We start from the raw sequence: 17,318 nt of genomic DNA on the forward strand, positions 1-17,318 counted from the left end.
ACAGACCTGGGGTCAAGCGCTGAACCGTGCCTGCTCCATCCCGCCGCCCCTCCCACGGGCGCAACCTCACCGGGCGTCCTCCTACCCCCTCCGGCGCCGAATCGTGGTCGATGGTGGTGCCCCGGGGCACCACCATCGACCACGCTCGATGATCGACAATTGAGCTGTGGTCGATGGTGGTGCCCGTGTGGTCGATGACCGGCCACGATTCGACGGCCAGGCGCCTGTGGACAGGTGGGAGCGCCGGAGGCGGCGGTCGGGCATCCTCGCGGCGTGACGATCCGGCGGCGCGCGGTGCTACTCCTGTCGAACCCGCGGTGGGAGGCGCTCATCAACGCCCAGGCCAAGGCGTTTACCGTCGCCCAGGCCGGCCAACACGGGATCACCCACCATCACATCCGAGCGCAGGTCGTCTCCGGTCGATGGCAACGTGTCCATCCGCGGGTCTACGTCGCCTACAACGGTCCGCTGACCGAAGAGAGCAGGCTGTGGGCGGCCGTGCTCTACGCCGGACCGGACACGGCCGTTCTGTGCCTGCGGACCGCCGGGCATGCGTGGGGCCTGGTCGCCGCGCCGCCGTCGACCATCGACGTGCTCGTCGAAGGCCTGTCCCGCCTGGTCGCGGCAGACGACGTGCGCGTTCACCGCACCCGTCGGTCGATTCCTCCCGGCGACATCCACCGGTCCGCGGCTCCGCCCCGCACGACCATTGAACGGACGGTCCTTGACCTGGCCGAACAGCTGGACGAGGCCGACGACGTGTGTGAGCTCGTCGCCAAGGCGATCCGCGGCCAGCTGACGACGGGGCCGCGGCTGGTGGCCGCGTTGGAACGGCGCAGCCACGCCCGCCACCGGCGGTTGCTCGGCGAGATCATCCGACTCGCCGAGGACGGCGCCCACTCGGTGCTCGAGATCCGGTTCGTGCAGCTCGTGCGCCGCCACGGCCTGCCGGAACCAAGACGACAGATCTGGCATCGCGACGGCGACCGGTCCTACCGGTTCGACGCCTTGTACGAGCAGTTCGAGCTCGCGGTCGAACTGGACGGCCGCCTCGTTCACACCGCTGTCGGGCAGTGGGAAGCCGGCCTCGAGCGGGACAACATCATCCAGAACTCGGGCCTCGACACGCAGCACTTCTCTGGCAGGCAGGTGCTCGGCGGCCCCTGCCGGGTCGCCCGTCAACTTGCCACCGCGCTCGAGGCGCGCGGCTGGGCAGGCGTGTACCGGCCGTGCCCCGACTGCCCGTGAACCGGCGGGCGCCCGAAGCATGGCTGGGTGCGACCCGGCGGCTGGCGGCGTGGCGACCCGGCGACCCGGCGACCCGACGGCCCGGCGACCCGACGGCCCTGCTCCGTGGCGACAGGGCGGCGCGGGTTGGAACCGAGGTCGCCGAGGGTGCGTCGGAGAGGGCGTGATGCGGCGACGGGAATTACTGCGGGCGGCCGTCCTGGGGGCGGCGGGCCTGGGCTTGGGCGCCCTGACCGGTGCGTGCGGCGACGCGGCCGGTGGCGAGGGCGGTGGGCCCGCCGGTGACGGTGGGTCCGCCGGTGGGGCGGTGGTCGCGGAGAACGTCGCCCGGGCCCCGGCGGATGCGGCGGCGCTCGGCGGCGCCGCGACCGCGGTCCGCGGGTTCACCGCCGACCTCTACCGGCGAGCCGCGGCGGCGAACGCCGGAAACCTGGTCTGCTCGCCGTACTCAGTGGCGGTCGCGCTCGGGATGACCCGGGCCGGTGCCGCCGGCCGCACGGCCGCCGAGATGGACGCGGTGCTGCACGCGTCCGCACTGGGGAGCGGGCCGGACGGGCTGCCCGTCGGGCTGAACGCACTGGCGCTGGCGATGGAGAGCCGGGCCAGCAAGCGGACGCTGCCCGACGGCTCGACGATCGAGCTCGTCCTGGACGTGGCGAACTCGCTGTGGGGCCAACGGCAGGTGCCCTGGGAGACGCCGTTCCTGGCGACCCTGGCGCGCTACTACGGGTCGGGCATGCGGACCGTCGACTTCGGGGCGGACGCCGCGGGCGCGGCCAGCGCGATCAACGCCTGGGTCTCGAAGCAGACCTACGACCGCATCCCGCGGCTGCTCTCGGCCGGCGACCTGGACGCCTCCACCCGGCTGGTGCTGGTCAACGCGCTGTACCTGCGTGCCCCGTGGCAGACGCCGTTCGGGGACGCCCGGCCGGCGCGGTTCACCCGCCCCGACGGCTCGGTCGTCCAGGCCCAGCTGATGGCCGGGACGGTGTCAGGTGCCGGGTACGCGACCGGGCCGGGCTGGCAGGCCGTCGACGTCCCCTATGCCGGCGGCGAGCTGGCGATGGCGGTCGTGCTGCCCGACCCGGGCCGGTTCGACGCGGTCGAGGCGGCGCTCGACGAGGCGGCGCTGCGCGGCCTGCTCACCGGTTTCCAGCCGGCGGCGGTGGAGCTGGAACTGCCGCGCTGGACGTTTCGTACCCACGCCGACCTGAACGACCTGCTGGTGGCGCTCGGCATGCCGACCGCCTTCGGTGGCGACGCCGACTTCAGCGGGATGACCGCGGCCGAGAAGCTGCACATCGACAGGGTGGTGCACGAGGCGTTCATCGCCGTCGACGAGCAGGGCACCGAGGCCGCGGCGGCGACCGCCGTGTCCATGGCCGTCTCGGCGATCATGACCGACCGTCGCCTGACCGTCGACCGCCCGTTCCTGTTCGTCATCCACGACCGGGCGACGGCGACCCCGCTGTTCGTCGGTCGCGTTGTCGACCCGACCGCCATCTGACCCGCCCGCGCCTGACTGGTCCGGCGGCGCCGCTGGCCCGACCACGGCCTCGGCGGGCAAACCCTGCCGTTCCGGGAAGTTAGCCACCTGGAAATTTGGCCCTGACGGTGTCGTCATGACGACTGGACAGAGTGGTCGGCGGGCCACCATGCGGGGAGCGGGGTCCGGCCGCCCGGAGTGATCCGTGTTTCGGGCCGTCGGTCGGTTCCCCGGGCAGCGCGCGACCGTCTGGAGGCAGCATGACCAGGATCTTCGCCGACCTGCGGGCTCCCGAGATCGCGGACCTGTCGCCGGGGGCGGTGGCCGTCCTGCCGATCGGGTCGGTGGAGCAGCACGGGCCGCACCTGCCGCTCTCGACCGACCTGGTCGTCGCCGACACGCTCGCGCGCGACGTGGTCGCGGCCCACGGGGACGAGATCGACCTGCTGCTGCTGCCGACGCTGGCCTACAGCAAGTCCAACGAGCATGCCTGGTCGGCGGGGACGATGTGGCTGTCGGCGACGACGGTGCTGGCGACGCTCGACGACCTGGGCCGCTGCCTCGCGACGACGCCCGTCGAGCGGCTGGTGTTCCTCAACGGCCATGGCGGCAACAGCGCGCTGCTGCAGGTCGCGAGCCGCGACATCCGGCTCGCGCACGGGCTGCGCACCTTCGTCATGCACCCGTCGCTGCCCCCCGACCACGGCGGGACGGCGCCCGCGTCCGAGCTGGGCATGGGCATCCACGCCGGGATCGAGGAGACGTCACTGATGCTGCACCTGCGCCCCGACCTGGTCCGGATGGACCTGGCCGAGCGCAGCGTGCCGGAGCACCTGGCCTCCTTCGAGCGGGTCGGCTGGGGCCGCCCGGTCTCGTTCGGCTGGCTGTCCGACGACTTCGGGACGAACGGCACCCTCGGCGACCCGGTCGGCGCCACGGCCGAGCACGGCAAGGAGCGCTACGAGGCGATGGTCGAGACCGCCGCCGCGTCGCTGCGTGAGATCGCCCGCTTCGACCCGAAGCACGCCCGGTGACGGCCGAGCTGTCGACGGCCGTGCGGCCGCTGGCCACACCTGGGTCGGCCGAGCTGCCGGCGCACGCGGACGTCGTCGTCATCGGCGGTGGGCACAACGGGCTGGCGTGCGCGGCGTACCTGGCGCGCGCCGGCCGGTCCGTCGTCGTCCTCGAGGCACGGGAGACGGCCGGCGGGTGTGCCTCGACGGTCGACGCGCTCGGTACCCGCGTCAACGTCTGTAACTGCGACCACACGATGATCCGCGCCAGCGGCATCGTCGAGGAGCTCGACCTGGCCTCCTATGGCCTGCGCTACCTGGACGTCGACCCGCTGGTCATCGGTGTCGGCTGGGGCGATGAGCCGGTGTTCGTCCAGTGGCGCTCGATCGAGCGCACCGTCGACGGCCTTGCCCGGATCGACCCGGCCGCGGCCACCGCCTACCGGCGCTACCTGGAGGTCGCGATCCCGGCGGCGAAGCTGGTGCTGGCCGTGCAGGGCGGCCGGCCGACGACGCCGTCGATCGTCGCCACCGTCGTCGCGCAGCAGCGGCTGCGCGGCTCCCGGGTGCTGCTGGACTGGCCGCGGCGCAGCCTGGTCGACGTGCTCACCTCGTTCGGCCTGCCGCCGTGGATGATCGCCTCGACGCACACCGTCGGTCCTGCGGTGTGGGGGCTGGGGCCGGACGCGCCGGGCACCGGACTCGGGGCGCTGGGGCTCGCGATCCGCCACCTCGTCGGCGTCGGCCGGCCGGTCGGTGGCAGTGGCGCGGTGCCCGCGGCGCTCGAGGCCTGCGCGCGCGCCCACGGCGGGCAGGTCGTCACCGGGGCGCGGGTGTCCGGGGTCGACATCGTGTCGGGGCGGGCCCGGGCGGTGCGGCTCGTCGACGGGCGGCGGATCACCGCCGGGGCCGTCGTGAACGCCACCGACCCCCACACCCTGCTCGTCGACTGGCTCGCCGGTGTCCCGGCCACACGCAGACTGCGGAAGCGCTGGGTCGAAAGGCCCGCGGCCGACGGTTACGAGTCGAAGGTGGACGCGGTCGTCACCGCCCTGCCGACGCCCCGCGCGGTCCTGGAGCTGCCCGAGGACGTGCTCCCGGCGGCGCTGCGCCACGTCCCGACGACGATCGTGAGCCCGACACCCGAGCAGCAGATCGCCGCCGCGGCGGCGCTGCCGACGGGCCTGGTCAGCGACCCGCCGATGTTCTTCCTCAACATCCCGTCCGTCCTGGACGAGACCATGCGGCCATCGCCGGCCGAAGGACGCGGGATGATGGCGGAGCCTCCCGCGTCCGGAGGCTCCTCAGGCGGCATGGCCGAAGGGCGCGGGATGATGGCGGAGCCTCCCGCGTCCGGAGGCTCCTCAGGCGGCATGGCCGAAGGGCGCGGGATGATGGCGGAGCCTCCCGCGTCCGGAGGCCCCTCGGCCGACCTGGCCGGAGGCCCCTGGGGAGGCACGGCGGCGCACGTGCTCAGCCTTGAGGTTCTGTGGACGCCGTGGGCGCGGCGGGGCGGCTGGGGCGACGCGGCGGTGCCATGGGGCTGGCTGGAGCGGTACGCCTCGATCTGCGGCGACGGGCCGGGCGTGCTGGCATCGGTGCGGGACTGGCGGGCGATGACGCCGCCCGACTACGAGCGCGAGTTCTTCCTGCGCCGTGGCTATGTCCCGTCGTTCCCGGACGGGGTCATGGCGGCCCTGCTGGGCCGGCACCGCGAGCTGTCCCGCTACCGCACGCCGATCGCCGGCCTCTACCTGACGGGCGGGGCCACCTTCCCGGGCGCCGGAGTCTGGGGTGCCTCCGGCCGCAACGCCGCGGCGACGGTCCTGGCCTCCGCCGGCCGCACCCGGCTGCCGCTGTAGCCGGCGAGGTCCGAACCCGGGCCGGCGCTCTCAGCTGAGCAGGGCGGCGGACGTGTGCTCGTCGACGGGGAGGTCTCCGGCCGCCGTCGCGGTGACCTCGATCGACTGAAGGGTGACGATGCCCCCCAGGATGTCGGCGAAGGCGGCGTCGGCGGCGTCCCGGCCGGTCGCGATGCGCACCAGGCTCGCCCGCGGGACCTTGCGGGTGGCGTCGTAGACCCGCCAGGCGCCGTCGATCCAGGCCTCGAAGACGGCGTGGAAGTCCATCGGGGTCAGCCCGGGCGCGTAGACGGCGGCGAAGCGGGCCGGTATCAGGAGCGCCCGGCAGAGCGTGATGCCCAGGTGGGCGAAGTCCCGGCAGACGCCCTGCCCGGTGAGCAGTGTGTCCTCGGCGGAGTCGTGGACGGCGCTGGAGCCGGGCACGTAGCCGATGCGGTGATGGATCCAGGCGGCGATCGCGTCGGCTCGGGGCCGCCCCGGCGGTAGGCCGCCGAACTCGGCGACCGCGAAACCGACGACGTGATCCGACGGGCAGTAGCGGCTCGGCCAGAGGTAGGTCAGCTGTTCCATGGTGAGTCCGCCGGCGTCGGGGGCATCGGTCGTTATGTCCCTGTGGGAGTCGGTCGGCGCCTGCTCGAGCTCCGCCCAGTAGGAGATGGTCAGCAGGCCTCGGGGGGGATGCAGCAGATGAATCCGGCCGCCGTGCGGGGCGGCGAGTTCGGTCGGCTCGGCGACGGGGGACTCGCCCGTCGTCGCCACGGTCAGCCGTTCGACGAGCACCCGCGGCCCTCGGGCGGCGGCGATCGACAACGCGATGTCCGCGGGCTCCTCGACGTCGAACGCGAGCTCGACGCTGACCACCCGGCCCCGGCCGGTGGCGGCCGGTCGGGGCGGAGTCCCGTCGGGGACTCCTGTTTCCGTCGTCACGCGGCCGCCTCACCCCGGCGGCGACCGCCGCCGGACGCCTACGGCCGGCAGGACGCCGACCACCGTGCCGGATCCATGATCCCGCACACTGCGATTGTGCCAGGTCAGTTGAATGTGCGAGGTCCGTCGGCCCGCGCGGTTGCCGGGACAGCCGCCGGGTAAGCTCCTCGACAGCGACTGAGTACTCGTCCCGGTCTGGACCGAACGCCTGTTCTGGGTTCCAACTCGCTGATTCCGTAAGGTCGGCTGAGAAGGATGACCATGACCGTTAATGCCATGGCCGCGTCTGAAATTCCGGATTTGACCCGGTCTGACGACTGCTCGCCGGTACCAGCCGGCCGTCTCGACTTCGTCGAGCTGTCTCAGCGCGTGAAGGGCGCTGGGCTGATGAACCGCCGTCCTGGTCGCTACGCCCTGGTGATCATGGCGAACTGGGCGCTGCTCGGCGGCGGCTGGCTGTTCTTCGCCTGGCTGGGAAACTCGTGGTGGCAGCTGTTCACCGCGGCGTTCCTGGCGGTGATGTTCACCCAGGTGGCGTTCGTCGGCCACGACGCGGGCCACCGGCAGATCTTCGCCGGTCGGCGGTCCAACAAGGCCGTGGGCCTCCTGCACGGGAACCTGTTGATAGGGCTGAGCTTCGGCTGGTGGATGGACAAACACGGCCGTCACCATTCGCAGCCGAACACCGTGGGTCGCGACCCCGACGTCGGCAGCGGCGCATTCGTGTTCGCGCCGGACGAGGCCAACGACCGCCGCGGCTTCCTGCGCTGGATGACCTGCTACCAGGCATACCTGTTCTTCCCGGTCGTGCTGCTCGAGGGCCTGAACCTGCACGTGGCCAGCATCCGCGAGGTGGCGGCGCGGCGGAACCGGGGCGCGGTCACCGAGGCGGCGCTGCTCGCGGCGCACACCATCGCCTACTTCGGCACGATCTTCCTCGTCCTGTCGCCGGTGAAGGCCCTGGTCTTCATCGCGGCACACCAGGCGCTGTTCGGCCTGTACATGGGCTGCGCGTTCGCCCCGAACCACACGGGCATGGAGATCTTCCCCAAGCCCGGCACCGACTTCCTGCGGCGGCAGGTCCTCTCCTCGCGCAACATCCGCGGCGGCCGGATCACCGACATCGTCTACGGCGGGCTGAACCGTCAGATCGAGCACCACCTCTTCCCGATAATGCCGAGGCCGAACCTGCGCCGGGCGCAGGTGTTCGTGAAGGAGTTCTGCGACACGCACGGCGTCAGCTACCAGGAGAGCAGCCCCCTGGGCTCGTACCGGGAGGTGCTCGCCCACCTGCACGCCGTCGGCGAGCCGCTGCGGCGTCGTCCCGTCCAGGTGTGAACAGCCAGGGCCGGGGCGCTCGAACCGCGCCACGGGCGGCCCGGCTAGTCCGGCAGGCGCTCGCCCGGCCGGTGGCCGGCCGGGGAGCGCCCGCGTGACCCGTGCCAGGTCCGCGGTCCGCCGCGGGCCTCGCCGGCGGGTCGGTTCCTGACAGGCCCGCGCGTGACCTCGGACGGCACAGAACCAGACCCGCGTCTGGACCGGCTGTGCACCAGCGTCGCGACCGCCCTGCGCGTCGATGGCGCGGCGATCTCGGTGACGGCCGGCGCCACCGGCCGGGGCGCGCACGGCGCGAGTGACGCGGCGGCCGGCCGGCTCGACGACCTCCAGCTCGCCCTGGGGGAGGGGCCCTGCCAGGACGCGGCCCTGGACGGCCACCCGGTGCTCGTGGGAGACCTGGCCGGGCCGGCGGGCCAGCAATGGGAGCGGTTCACGCCCGCGATGCTGGCCGCCGGCTACCGGGCCTTCTTCGCGTTTCCGCTACGGATCGGCGCGATCGGCCTGGGAACGCTCGGCCTCGGCCGGGCCCGCCCCGGCGAGCTGGACGACGACGCCCTCGCGGACGCGCTGGTCGTCGCGGACACCGTCGCCCTCATCCTGCTCGACCTGCCCGCCAGCGGACCGCCTGACGACGTGACGGGCGATCCGTCCGAAGGACGCGCGCCCATCGTGGAGCCTGGTGCGCCCGGGGGTGACCTGGACTACATTGCGGGCGACCTGACGGGTGACCTCGGGGGCGATCTGGCGGGCGAGGCCGCGGCCCGGCTGCGGGCGCGGGCCTCCTCGCTGTACCAGCCGGAGATTCACCAGGCGACCGGGATGGTCATGGCCCAGCTCGGCGTGAGCGCGCAGGAGGCCCTCGTACGGCTGCGTTCGCTGGCCCGTGCTCGCGGTCAGATAGCCGACGAGACCGCCCGCGACATTGTCGCCCGCCGGGTGCGGCTCCACGGAGACCTGCCCCGATGATGGGGGCAGGGAGGGACGGTCCCTCCGGTGGTGAGTCGTGCGGAGGAAGCGGTGTGCCGGGAACGGGAGCTGAGCGAGGCGTTCGTTGGCCTCGCAGACAGCTTGGTCGCCGACTATGACGTGGCGGACCTGCTACACCGGTTGGCCGACCATTGCGTGGCGCTCCTCGGTGTGGCCGCGGCCGGCCTGATGCTGTCCGACCAGCGCGGGAGGCTGCAGGTGGTAGCCGCGTCGTCGGAGGCGAGCCGCCTGCTGGGGCTCTTCCAGCTCGAGCACGACGAAGGGCCCGGCCTGGACTGCTACCGGACCGGCACGACGGTCACCGTCCCCGACATCGACCTGGCCGCCCTCCGGTGGCAGATCTTCGCGGCCGAGGCCCGCTCCGCCGGCTACCGCTGCGTGCACGTGCTGCCGATGCGGCTGCGCGATGACGTGGTCGGGACACTGAGCCTGTTCGGAGCCCTGCCCGGCACGCTCGCGGACACCGAGGCCCGTGTCGCCCAGGCCCTTGCCGACGTGGCCACGATCGCGATCCTGCAGGAGCGCGCGATCCGGCACCACGAGCTGCTGGCCGAGCAGCTGCAGCACGCCCTGACCAGCAGGATCATGATCGAGCAGGCCAAGGGCGTCCTCGCCGAACGCGGCGGCCTCGACATGGACCAGGCGTTCGCCCGGCTGCGCCGGCACGCCCGCGACACCAACACCCGCCTCACCGACCTTGCCCGCGGCATCGTCGAGGGGACGCTCGACAGCCGCCTGGTGCTCAGCGCCCAGCCAGCCCGGCAGCCGCCGCCCTGAGCGCTCCGGGCGCTCTGGGCGGCCCTGGCGGCCGTCGGCGCGGTCGCCCTTCGATGGGTGACGTCACAGCGCCAGGTGACCGTGCTGGGCGCGGAGGCGCGACTCGCGGAGGCCCGTCCCACGAGCGAAGCGACGTGGGTCGGGCCGCAGCGAGGTCGCCGGAGCGCCCGTTCGCGGAGGAGGACACGGCGCGGAGGTCCCTTGGGAGCGAAGCGAGTAAGGGGCCGGAGCGCCGTGCCCGGACGGAGCGAACCAGAGTTATGGAGCGGGGAGCTTCCCGGGGTTGAGGAGGCCGTCGGGGTCGAAGCGGGCGGCGGCCTCGCGGATCATGTCGACGCGGTTCTTCAGCACCCAGGTGTGCGGGTCGTTGACGTAGACCTCGACCTCGGCGAGGCGGGCCATCCGGTCGTAGAGGGTGTCGGCGTCGTCGAAGCGCAGGAACAGCATGCCGGCCCAGAACCGGCCGCCGCCCTCCAGGTCGGCGAAGCCCTCCAGGTGGATGAGCGTGTCCGGCGCGATGGCCGCCACCTCGGCGCGGCGCCGGGTGAGCCCCGGGCCGCCGCACTGCAGGTGGGTGAGCTCGGGGCGCAGCTTGCGGACTCGATAGGTCGTGTGGTTGTAGGACAGCGACGTGACCAGGGCTGGGCCCTTCGGCCGGACCGCGTCGACCCGGCCGCCGTGGCGCTCGACGATGGCGGTGGCGGCCGGGACGCTGTCCTCGGTGACGATCCCGCGCACGGACAGGCGGTCGGCCGGCATCGCCGGGTCCGCGGGGCGGTAGGTGGCGACGACACCCGCCTCGTCGAGGGAGAGCAGCCGGGGTGTCGGCTCCAGGCCGAACAGCTCCTCGCCGGCGGCGACGGCGCCGTCGAGCTCGGGGAACGAGGCGAACAGCGCGGTCCAGCGCCGCGCCGGGCGCAGCGCCACCGTCGCCGTGGCGATGACGCCGCTGACGCCGAAGGCGTGCGACTGGGCCATGTTGTCCGGGTAGGGCACGTCGACCGGGGTGGCGTCGTCGGTACACGGCACGACCCGCAGCGAGCGGATGTAGCCGTCCCAGACGGCGCCGTTCGCGATCGAACCGGTACCGCCGGCGCCGCCGGCGATGAACCCGCCGATCGTGGAGCCCACGGTCGACGGCATGATGGCCAGCTCCTGGCCGGTCGCCAGCGCCGCCTTCTCCATCAGGACGAAGGACGCCCCCGCCTCGGCGGTGATCCAGCCGTCCTCGACGGCGAGCACCTTCGTCGCACGGGAGGTGTCGATGACCAGCCCGCCGAACAGCGGGATGCCCTGGCCGTAGTTGCCGGTGCCCTGCCCGCGCACGGTGACCGGCACCCGGTGGCGGTGCGCGGCGCCGACGGCCGCGGCGATTCCGTCGGCGTCCGGCGGGCGGACGACGACGTCGGCGACGCCGCCGGGCAGCATCGGGCGCAGGACGGGGCTCATGTGCGCCCAGTCCTGCGACGCGGTCAGCCGGGCCGCCTCGTCGCGGGACACCGCGTCCTCGCCGAGCAGCCGGGTGAGCTCCAAGGTCAGGCCGTTCAACGCTTCCGGGTCGACCGGGGTCGTCTCGGGCAGCGTCGCCCGTTTGAACACCGGCATGGCGACAGATTCCGCCATGAACATCCTCCGTCGTTGGGAACGACGAATCCCGGTGGCCGCCCGCTGGGCGGAGGCCACCGGGACCCGCCTTTGTCAGCTACTCCCGAGCGCCGTGGGTCTCGCGGACGCCGCGGGCATCCGCGAGACCCACGGGTGTCACGAGGTCAGGCTGATCTTGGTGTCGAGGAACTCGTCGGTGTAGAGGTCCGACGGCTTGAGGCCGTCCTTGGTCGGCTTGCCCTGCTGGGCGTAGATCGGGGTGAGGATGCCGATCAGGGTCTGGGTGCGGGCATCGTCGAAGTCACCGAGGGTCGGGGTCTTGCCGTTGCCGATGATGCCGAGCTCGGCCATCGTCTTGACCGCGTAGTCCGCGACGCCCTGGGTGTAGACCCAGCCGTTGTTGTACTTCGTGACCGCGTCCAGGATGACCTTGTTCGCCGTGGCCGGGTCGGCGATGAAGTCGACGATCGCCTGCTGCATGATCGGGACCAGCTTGGTGAGGCAGGGCTTGAGGGCGGCAAGCTTGTCCGCGCGCACGCCGATCGCCTGCTGGTAGAAGTCGAAGCCCGCGTCGGCGACCAGCTGGTACTTCAGCGGCTTGCCCCAGGAGCGGACCTCGTTCTCCCAGGTGTAGGGCTCGGAGGTCGCGAAGCCCTGGACGGCGTACTCACCGCCGGAGGCGACGAAGTTCGTCGGCGTGCCGTCGTAGCTGCCGTCGATCTGGCTCTTCTTCAGGATGCCCTGGCCGGTGAAGTAGTCCATGTACGCGGCGCCCTCGAAGTAGAGCACCTTGGTGTCGGTCTTGCCGATGTCGGCGATCGTCTTCCAGTCCGGGTGCTTCTCCGGCGACCACCCGATCTCCTGCGGGCTCTTCTCGAGGCCGGCGAGCAGCGCGACGGTCGGGTGGTCCTTGGACTGGGCGATCTGCTCGTCGGTGCTGACGTAGCCGATTGTGATCTTGTCGTCGGCGTACAGCTGCGACGTCACCGTCTGGAAGCCGATCGCCGGTCCGCCGGCGCGGATCTCCAGCTTCACGCCGGTGTCGACGCCGCCGTGCGCGACGAGCTCACCGGTGACCGACTTCTTGCCGGTGTCGAATGTCGGGTTCGGGCCGAGCAGCTGGTACTGGCCGCCGTGCTCCGACTCCGGGTTCCAGTCGGACTGCAGGACGATGGTGCTCGGGCAGCCGGCCGCCTTCAGGTCGTACTGGGCCGGCACCGGCCCGCCCGCGGACGCCGACGGCGTGGTGCCCGTCGAGTCGTCGTCGCTGCCGCAGGCGGCGGCGACCAAAGCGAGCGCGACCGCCGCGGCGGTCGCCGCGACGATCCTGGTCGGGCGTGGTCTGATCAACGGAGTCTCCCCCTGGTTCCTCGGGCGGCGTGCACCCGACGGTGTCGATGGACAAAAACCGGGCCGCGGTGGCGCGGCTGGCGTGACGTGGTGATGCGGCGGTGCGGTGATGCCGGTGGAGTGGGTGGTGGCTGGTGGGTGGTGGGTGGTGCAGTCGTGCGGGGCGGACCGGCGTCAGCCTCGCTTGGGCTGGTACCAGCGGCCGACGACGCGGCGCGACAGCCAGCCGAAGAAGACGAAGACCGCGATGCCGAGCAGGCTCGCCACCAGCGTGGTCGCCCACAGCCGCTCGCCCTCGAGACGGGACTGGAAGACCGACAGGTTGGTGCCCAGACCGGCGTTGCCCTGCTTGAAGAAGAACTCGCCGACGATCGCGCCGATGACCGACAGGCCCGCCGCGTTGCGGAAGCCGGTGAACATCGCGGGCAACGCCGCTGGCAGCTCGAGCTTCCACAGCCGGGTGAGGCGGCTGGGGTGGTGCAGCGTGAACAGCTCGTGCATCCCGCGGTCGACCGACTGGAGGCCGAACAACGTGTTCGACACGATCGGGAAGAAGGCGATGATGACGCAGACGATCGTCCGGCTGGTGAGCGCGAACCCGAAGAAGAAGCTCAGCACGCCGGTGAGGGCCAGGATCGGCACCGTCTGCAGCACGACCGCCCACGGGTACAGCGAGTTCTCGATCCACTTGGCCTGGTGCATCAGCACCGCGGCGAGCACACCGAGCACCATCGAGATCGCCAGCCCCAGAAACGTGACGATGACGGTGTAGCGCAGAGCCTCGAGGGTGACCTTGAAGTTGGACCAGTCGAGAATGCCCACCCTGATCACGTCATGTGGCAGCGGCAGCATGAACCGTTGCTGCTTGGTCAGCGTCAGCCCGGAGACCAGGTACCAGACGCCGATGAACAGCGCGAAGACCGTGAGCGGCAGCAGGAACTTGTTGAGCAGCCGGCTGCGAACGCGGGCCCACCGCCGCCCGGCGGCGCGCGGTGGCGTCGCCGACGGCGCCGTGAGCGTCTCGTCCGGCGGGGCGGCGGCCACCGTCGCCGGCACGGAATCTGTCGCCGGCACGGAATCTACGGTCATCGTCCTCACACGTCCCTGAGGTGTCGGGAGACCTCGCCGCACAGCGCGGCGAACTCGGCGCTGTAGCGGAGCTCCGGTGCGCGCGGGTAGTCGAACGGGACGGCGACCTCGGCCTTCACCCGGCCCGGCCGGCCGCTCATCACCAGCACCCGGCCGGACAGGAAGACCGCCTCCTGCACCGAGTGGGTGATGAACAGCGCCGCGAAGCCGCGCTGGATGAACATGCGCAGCAGCTCGTCGTTGAGCCGCTCCCGGGTGATCTCGTCGAGCGCGCCGAACGGCTCGTCGAACAGGAACACGTCCGGCGCGAGCACCATCGACCGGGCCAGCGACGTGCGCATCCGCATGCCGCCGGACAGCTCGTGCGGCAGGTGCTTCTCGAAACCGGTGAGGCCGACCAGATCGATCGCGTCACGGACCCGCCGGTCTCGTTCCTTCTTCGCCATGTGCTCGAGCTCGGCGAGCAGCCCGACGTTGTCCCAGACATTGCGCCAGGGCAGCAGGGTGGCGTCCTGGAAGACGTAGCCGACGGACTTCGAGTGGACGTCGACCTCGCCGTCGCTCGCCTCGTCCAGGCCGCTGGCGATCCGCAGCAGCGTGCTCTTCCCGCAGCCCGACGGACCGACGACCGAGACGAGCTCGCCGGGAGCGACCGTCAGGTCCGCGCCGGTGAGCGCGACCGTGCCGTCCTTGAACTTCTTGCTGACGCCGGTGAAACGCAGTGCGGCGGTGCCCGCGCGCGAAGGTTCGGCTGTCGTCGTCATCGGTTAGGCCTTCGGTTGGAACGGGGTGGACGAAGCCATCGACCAGGCGGACGCGGCGGAGACGGGCGACGCCCCGGGCGGGGCGGCGAGCTCGGAACGCACCACGGTGCGGGCGACGACCCGGCCGTCGCGCCAGACGGTGCGCTCGGCGCCGGCGATGCCGAGGGCGTCGAGCACGTCGGTCGCGGGCATCGCGACCAGGTCGGCGGGCGCGCCCGGCGTCAGCGTCACCGCTGGCAGGCCCATCGCCGCCCGCGGGGCCGCGGTCACCGTGTTCAGCGCCCCGATCGGGTCGAGATGGCCGCAGGTGATCATGAGTGCGGCGACCTCCAGCGCGTCGCCGCGGCCGACGAGGTGGAACGGGTCGCGCAGGTTGTCGCCGCCGGCGGCGACCGTCGCCCCGGCGCGCAGCAGCGGCCCGACGGCGGTCAGGCCCCGCGGGGTGGCGACCGGGTGGTCGCGGCCCTGCAGGAACAGATTCGTCTGCGGGAGCGCGACGACGGCGATGCCGGCCTCGGCTACCCGCTCCGCGATCTCCCGCTGAGTCTCGATCGGCTGCATCGAGAGGCTCACGCAGTGGCTCGCCGTCACGCCATGCGGAAAACCGGTGCGCAGGACCAGGTCGGCCATCGTCCGCAGGCTCAGCGCGGCCGGGTTGAGCGTCTCGTCGGTGTGCAGGTCCATCGGCCTGCCGGCCTCGCCGGCGGCGTCCAGGCAGGCGGCGACGGCCCGGTCCGGGTCGTCCTCCATGTGCGGGCAGCCGCCGGCGACGTCCGCGCCGATCTTGAGGGCTTCGCGCAGCAGCGGGCCGCCGGTGTCGTTCACCAGCGCCACCAGCTGCAGGTCGATGACGCCGCGCCAGCGCTCCCGGACCTCGATCATCGCTTCCAGGCCCGACAGGCCCACGTCGGAGAGCACGTTGACGTGCGAGCGGATGTGGGTCGTGCCGTAGGCGAGGTGGATGCGCAGCGCCGCTTCCGCCCTGGTGATGATGTCCGCGGGCGTGGTCAGCTCGCGCAGCAGGTCCATCGCGGCGATGGCGCCTGCTAGGTCGCCGGTGAGGTTGTGCCCGAGCGAGGCGGTGAGCGCCTTGTCCAGATGCGCGTGCGGCTCGACGAACGACGGGAGCAGCACCTGCCCTGACAGGTCGGCGTCGTCCGGGCCGAGCCCGCCGGCCGTCCCGCTGCTGCTCGTCCCGCCGCCGGCCGTCCCGGTGGCGGGCAGCACCTGCCCGATCACCCCGTCGACGATCTCGACGTCGACGACGTCACCCGTCGCCGTCATCGCCGAGCGCAGCCAGCTCATGCCCACCGCCATCCGCCCACCACGCCTCCCGGCTCACCGACGCCGCCGGCCGCCCGCACCGCCGGTCCCGGCCACGTCGGTCCTGTCCGCGCGACCCGACCCGTGCACGCGGCGAGCCCCGCATGCGGGGCTCGCGCCGCGTACACGGCCCGCCCCGCGCGCGTGACTCGCCCGATGCGAGCGGTTCGCGCCCTGTGTCCCATGGTGAACCGTCTCATGACGACCCGGCTCCCGTGCCGGCGGCTGCCCGACGTGACCCGCGCCGGCCGGCCGGGGCGGCCTGGCCGAGCACCCGGCGGGCGATCTCGGCCATCGCCGCGGCGAGCGCCTCCTCCTGGCCGGGCGGGGCGCCCCCGGAGAGGTTCACCCCGTCGACGCCGGGAATCTCGAGCATTCGCTCGGCGAGCTCGGTGCCCTCGGCGATTCCGGCCGCCTCGATCTCGGCCGCCTCCACCGCCGCGGCGCCCGTGCCCGCGGTACCCCCGTCCGCGACCCCGATGGGGCCCGCGGCACCGTTCGCCGGTGGCGCCCACGGGCCGCCGGTGATCCGCTCCAGGTACCCGGCCGGCAGCCGGCCGCCCGCGAACGAGGCGATCACCGTGGCCGACGCGGTGCTCGTCACGACCGGGACACAGACGAGCACCAGGCCGGTGAACCCGGCCGCGCGCAGCTCGCCGACGGCGTCCGCGACCGGTCCCGGACCGCCGCAGTGGTCGACGAACACCGCGTCGGCACCTGCGTTGATCTTGGCGAACAGCCGGGGGAGCCGCCGCTCGGCCGGCGGCGCCGCGGGGGCGTGCGCGACCGAGCACAGCGCCCCGCCGGAGCGCGCCGCCGCGGCGGCGGCCAGCTCCACTACGCCGGCGGAGTCCAGGTCGAAGACCCCGGGGGCGTCGGCCCGGTGGCCGAGGGCCGGATGGTCGCCGGTGACGCAGTGCAGCGCCACGGCGCCCGCGTCGACGCAGGCCGCGATCTCGCCCTCGATCGCGACCCGGTTGCGGTCTCGACAGTTGATCCCGACCCAGGCGGGCATGCCCTCGTCGGCGAGCAGCCGGGCCCGGTAGGAGGGCGGGAACTGGACCCGCGCGCCGCCGTGGTCGCCGAGCAGGCAGGCGTCGGCGGCTCCGGCGAGCGCGGCCGCGCTGGCGCGCAGGCTGGCGGCGGACAACGGAGCGGCTGGCAGGTCGGCGACGATCACCGGCCGGGTACCGGCCGCGGCGAGGAACTCCGCGACCCGTGGATGCGGGTCGGCCGGCACCGGGGACGGGCCGGCCGCGTCCCGGCGTCCGCCGGCCGGGCTCCGCTCGGCGAGGACGGCGGTGTACGGCCAGCTGGCGGGATCGATCTCCAAGAAGGCGCAGGTCCCGAGACCGGGAACCTCGCAGGACCCGTCCGTGCCGACGCCGGCGCACGGGCCGTGTGTCATCGTCTTCGGACACCGGGCAGCCGCGGCGCGCCAGTCAGCGCCGGTGAAGCCCCCGATGTCGACCACGCCAACACTGTCCAGCACCACCGGCAGCGTTCGGTTGCCAGACGATCAAATCTAGGTTTCATACCTCCGAATCAA

The 17,318-nt window shown here is 72.9% G+C and carries 14 protein-coding genes; 7 read left to right on the forward strand and 7 right to left on the reverse strand.

From position 1 onward, the window contains the following. Positions 1 to 273 precede the first annotated feature (273 nt). The 4 genes from FRCN3DRAFT_RS44105 (at position 274) to FRCN3DRAFT_RS0211955 (ending at position 5,609) form a co-directional block, all read left to right on the forward strand. Positions 274 to 1,248 (forward strand): hypothetical protein, encoded by a 975-nt coding sequence (locus tag FRCN3DRAFT_RS44105; protein WP_051466236.1) that lies wholly within the window; start codon positions 274 to 276, stop codon positions 1,246 to 1,248. 166 nt (positions 1,249 to 1,414) lie between these two features. Next, positions 1,415 to 2,755: a serpin family protein gene (locus tag FRCN3DRAFT_RS0211945; protein WP_007514484.1), complete on the forward strand. Its 1,341-nt coding sequence runs from the start codon at positions 1,415 to 1,417 to the stop codon at positions 2,753 to 2,755. Between the two features lie 239 nt (positions 2,756 to 2,994). Beyond that, positions 2,995 to 3,768, forward strand: a complete 774-nt coding sequence (locus FRCN3DRAFT_RS0211950) for a creatininase family protein (RefSeq protein ID WP_007514485.1) — start codon at positions 2,995 to 2,997, stop codon at positions 3,766 to 3,768. Beyond that, positions 3,765 to 5,609, forward strand: a complete 1,845-nt coding sequence (locus FRCN3DRAFT_RS0211955; RefSeq protein ID WP_007514486.1) for a phytoene desaturase family protein — start codon at positions 3,765 to 3,767, stop codon at positions 5,607 to 5,609. Before FRCN3DRAFT_RS0211950 ends, FRCN3DRAFT_RS0211955 begins: the two co-directional genes overlap by 4 nt. 30 nt (positions 5,610 to 5,639) lie before the next feature. Here FRCN3DRAFT_RS0211955 and FRCN3DRAFT_RS0211960 read toward each other — a convergent pair whose 3' ends face one another. After that, positions 5,640 to 6,536 carry a transglutaminase-like domain-containing protein gene (locus tag FRCN3DRAFT_RS0211960; protein ID WP_007514487.1) on the reverse strand — a complete coding sequence of 299 codons (897 nt, stop codon included), beginning with the start codon at positions 6,534 to 6,536 and terminating at the stop codon, positions 5,640 to 5,642. A gap of 276 nt (positions 6,537 to 6,812) precedes the next feature. Between FRCN3DRAFT_RS0211960 and FRCN3DRAFT_RS0211965 the strand changes: the two genes are divergently transcribed. The 3 genes from FRCN3DRAFT_RS0211965 to FRCN3DRAFT_RS0211975 all read left to right on the forward strand — a co-directional run bounded on the left by FRCN3DRAFT_RS0211965 (position 6,813) and on the right by FRCN3DRAFT_RS0211975 (position 9,638). Further along, positions 6,813 to 7,874, forward strand: coding sequence for a fatty acid desaturase family protein (locus FRCN3DRAFT_RS0211965; protein WP_198535962.1), 1,062 nt, complete (start codon positions 6,813 to 6,815; stop codon positions 7,872 to 7,874). A gap of 162 nt (positions 7,875 to 8,036) precedes the next feature. Next, the gene (locus FRCN3DRAFT_RS0211970; RefSeq protein ID WP_007514489.1) at positions 8,037 to 8,840 is read left to right on the forward strand and encodes a GAF and ANTAR domain-containing protein; all 804 of its coding nucleotides are present in this window, start codon (positions 8,037 to 8,039) and stop codon (positions 8,838 to 8,840) included. 27 nt (positions 8,841 to 8,867) lie between these two features. Next, complete coding sequence (locus FRCN3DRAFT_RS0211975) at positions 8,868 to 9,638, forward strand: GAF and ANTAR domain-containing protein (RefSeq protein WP_232794013.1); 771 nt, start codon at positions 8,868 to 8,870, stop codon at positions 9,636 to 9,638. A gap of 258 nt (positions 9,639 to 9,896) precedes the next feature. Here the strand turns inward: FRCN3DRAFT_RS0211975 and FRCN3DRAFT_RS0211980 are convergent, their stop codons facing one another. The 6 genes from FRCN3DRAFT_RS0211980 to FRCN3DRAFT_RS0212005 all read right to left on the reverse strand — a co-directional run bounded on the left by FRCN3DRAFT_RS0211980 (position 9,897) and on the right by FRCN3DRAFT_RS0212005 (position 17,261). Beyond that, positions 9,897 to 11,261, reverse strand: a complete 1,365-nt coding sequence (locus FRCN3DRAFT_RS0211980) for an FAD-binding oxidoreductase (RefSeq protein WP_007514491.1) — start codon at positions 11,259 to 11,261, stop codon at positions 9,897 to 9,899. Positions 11,262 to 11,399: 138 nt separating this feature from the next. Next, positions 11,400 to 12,593 (reverse strand): hypothetical protein, encoded by a 1,194-nt coding sequence (locus tag FRCN3DRAFT_RS0211985; protein WP_007514493.1) that lies wholly within the window; start codon positions 12,591 to 12,593, stop codon positions 11,400 to 11,402. A gap of 174 nt (positions 12,594 to 12,767) precedes the next feature. Then, entirely contained in the window at positions 12,768 to 13,682 is a 915-nt protein-coding gene (locus FRCN3DRAFT_RS0211990; RefSeq protein WP_007514495.1) for an ABC transporter permease, read from the reverse strand. Positions 13,683 to 13,687: 5 nt separating this feature from the next. Continuing rightward, positions 13,688 to 14,446, reverse strand: coding sequence for an ABC transporter ATP-binding protein (locus FRCN3DRAFT_RS0211995; RefSeq protein WP_007514496.1), 759 nt, complete (start codon positions 14,444 to 14,446; stop codon positions 13,688 to 13,690). Between the two features lie 3 nt (positions 14,447 to 14,449). Continuing rightward, the gene (locus FRCN3DRAFT_RS0212000) at positions 14,450 to 15,763 is read right to left on the reverse strand and encodes an amidohydrolase family protein (protein WP_007514497.1); all 1,314 of its coding nucleotides are present in this window, start codon (positions 15,761 to 15,763) and stop codon (positions 14,450 to 14,452) included. Positions 15,764 to 15,965: 202 nt separating this feature from the next. Further along, complete coding sequence (locus tag FRCN3DRAFT_RS0212005) at positions 15,966 to 17,261, reverse strand: methylenetetrahydrofolate reductase C-terminal domain-containing protein (protein ID WP_232794015.1); 1,296 nt, start codon at positions 17,259 to 17,261, stop codon at positions 15,966 to 15,968. Between the last annotated feature and the right edge of the window lie 57 nt (positions 17,262 to 17,318).

The sequence above is a fragment of the Pseudofrankia saprophytica genome, assembly GCF_000235425.2.
Taxonomy (GTDB): domain Bacteria; phylum Actinomycetota; class Actinomycetes; order Frankiales; family Frankiaceae; genus Pseudofrankia; species Pseudofrankia saprophytica.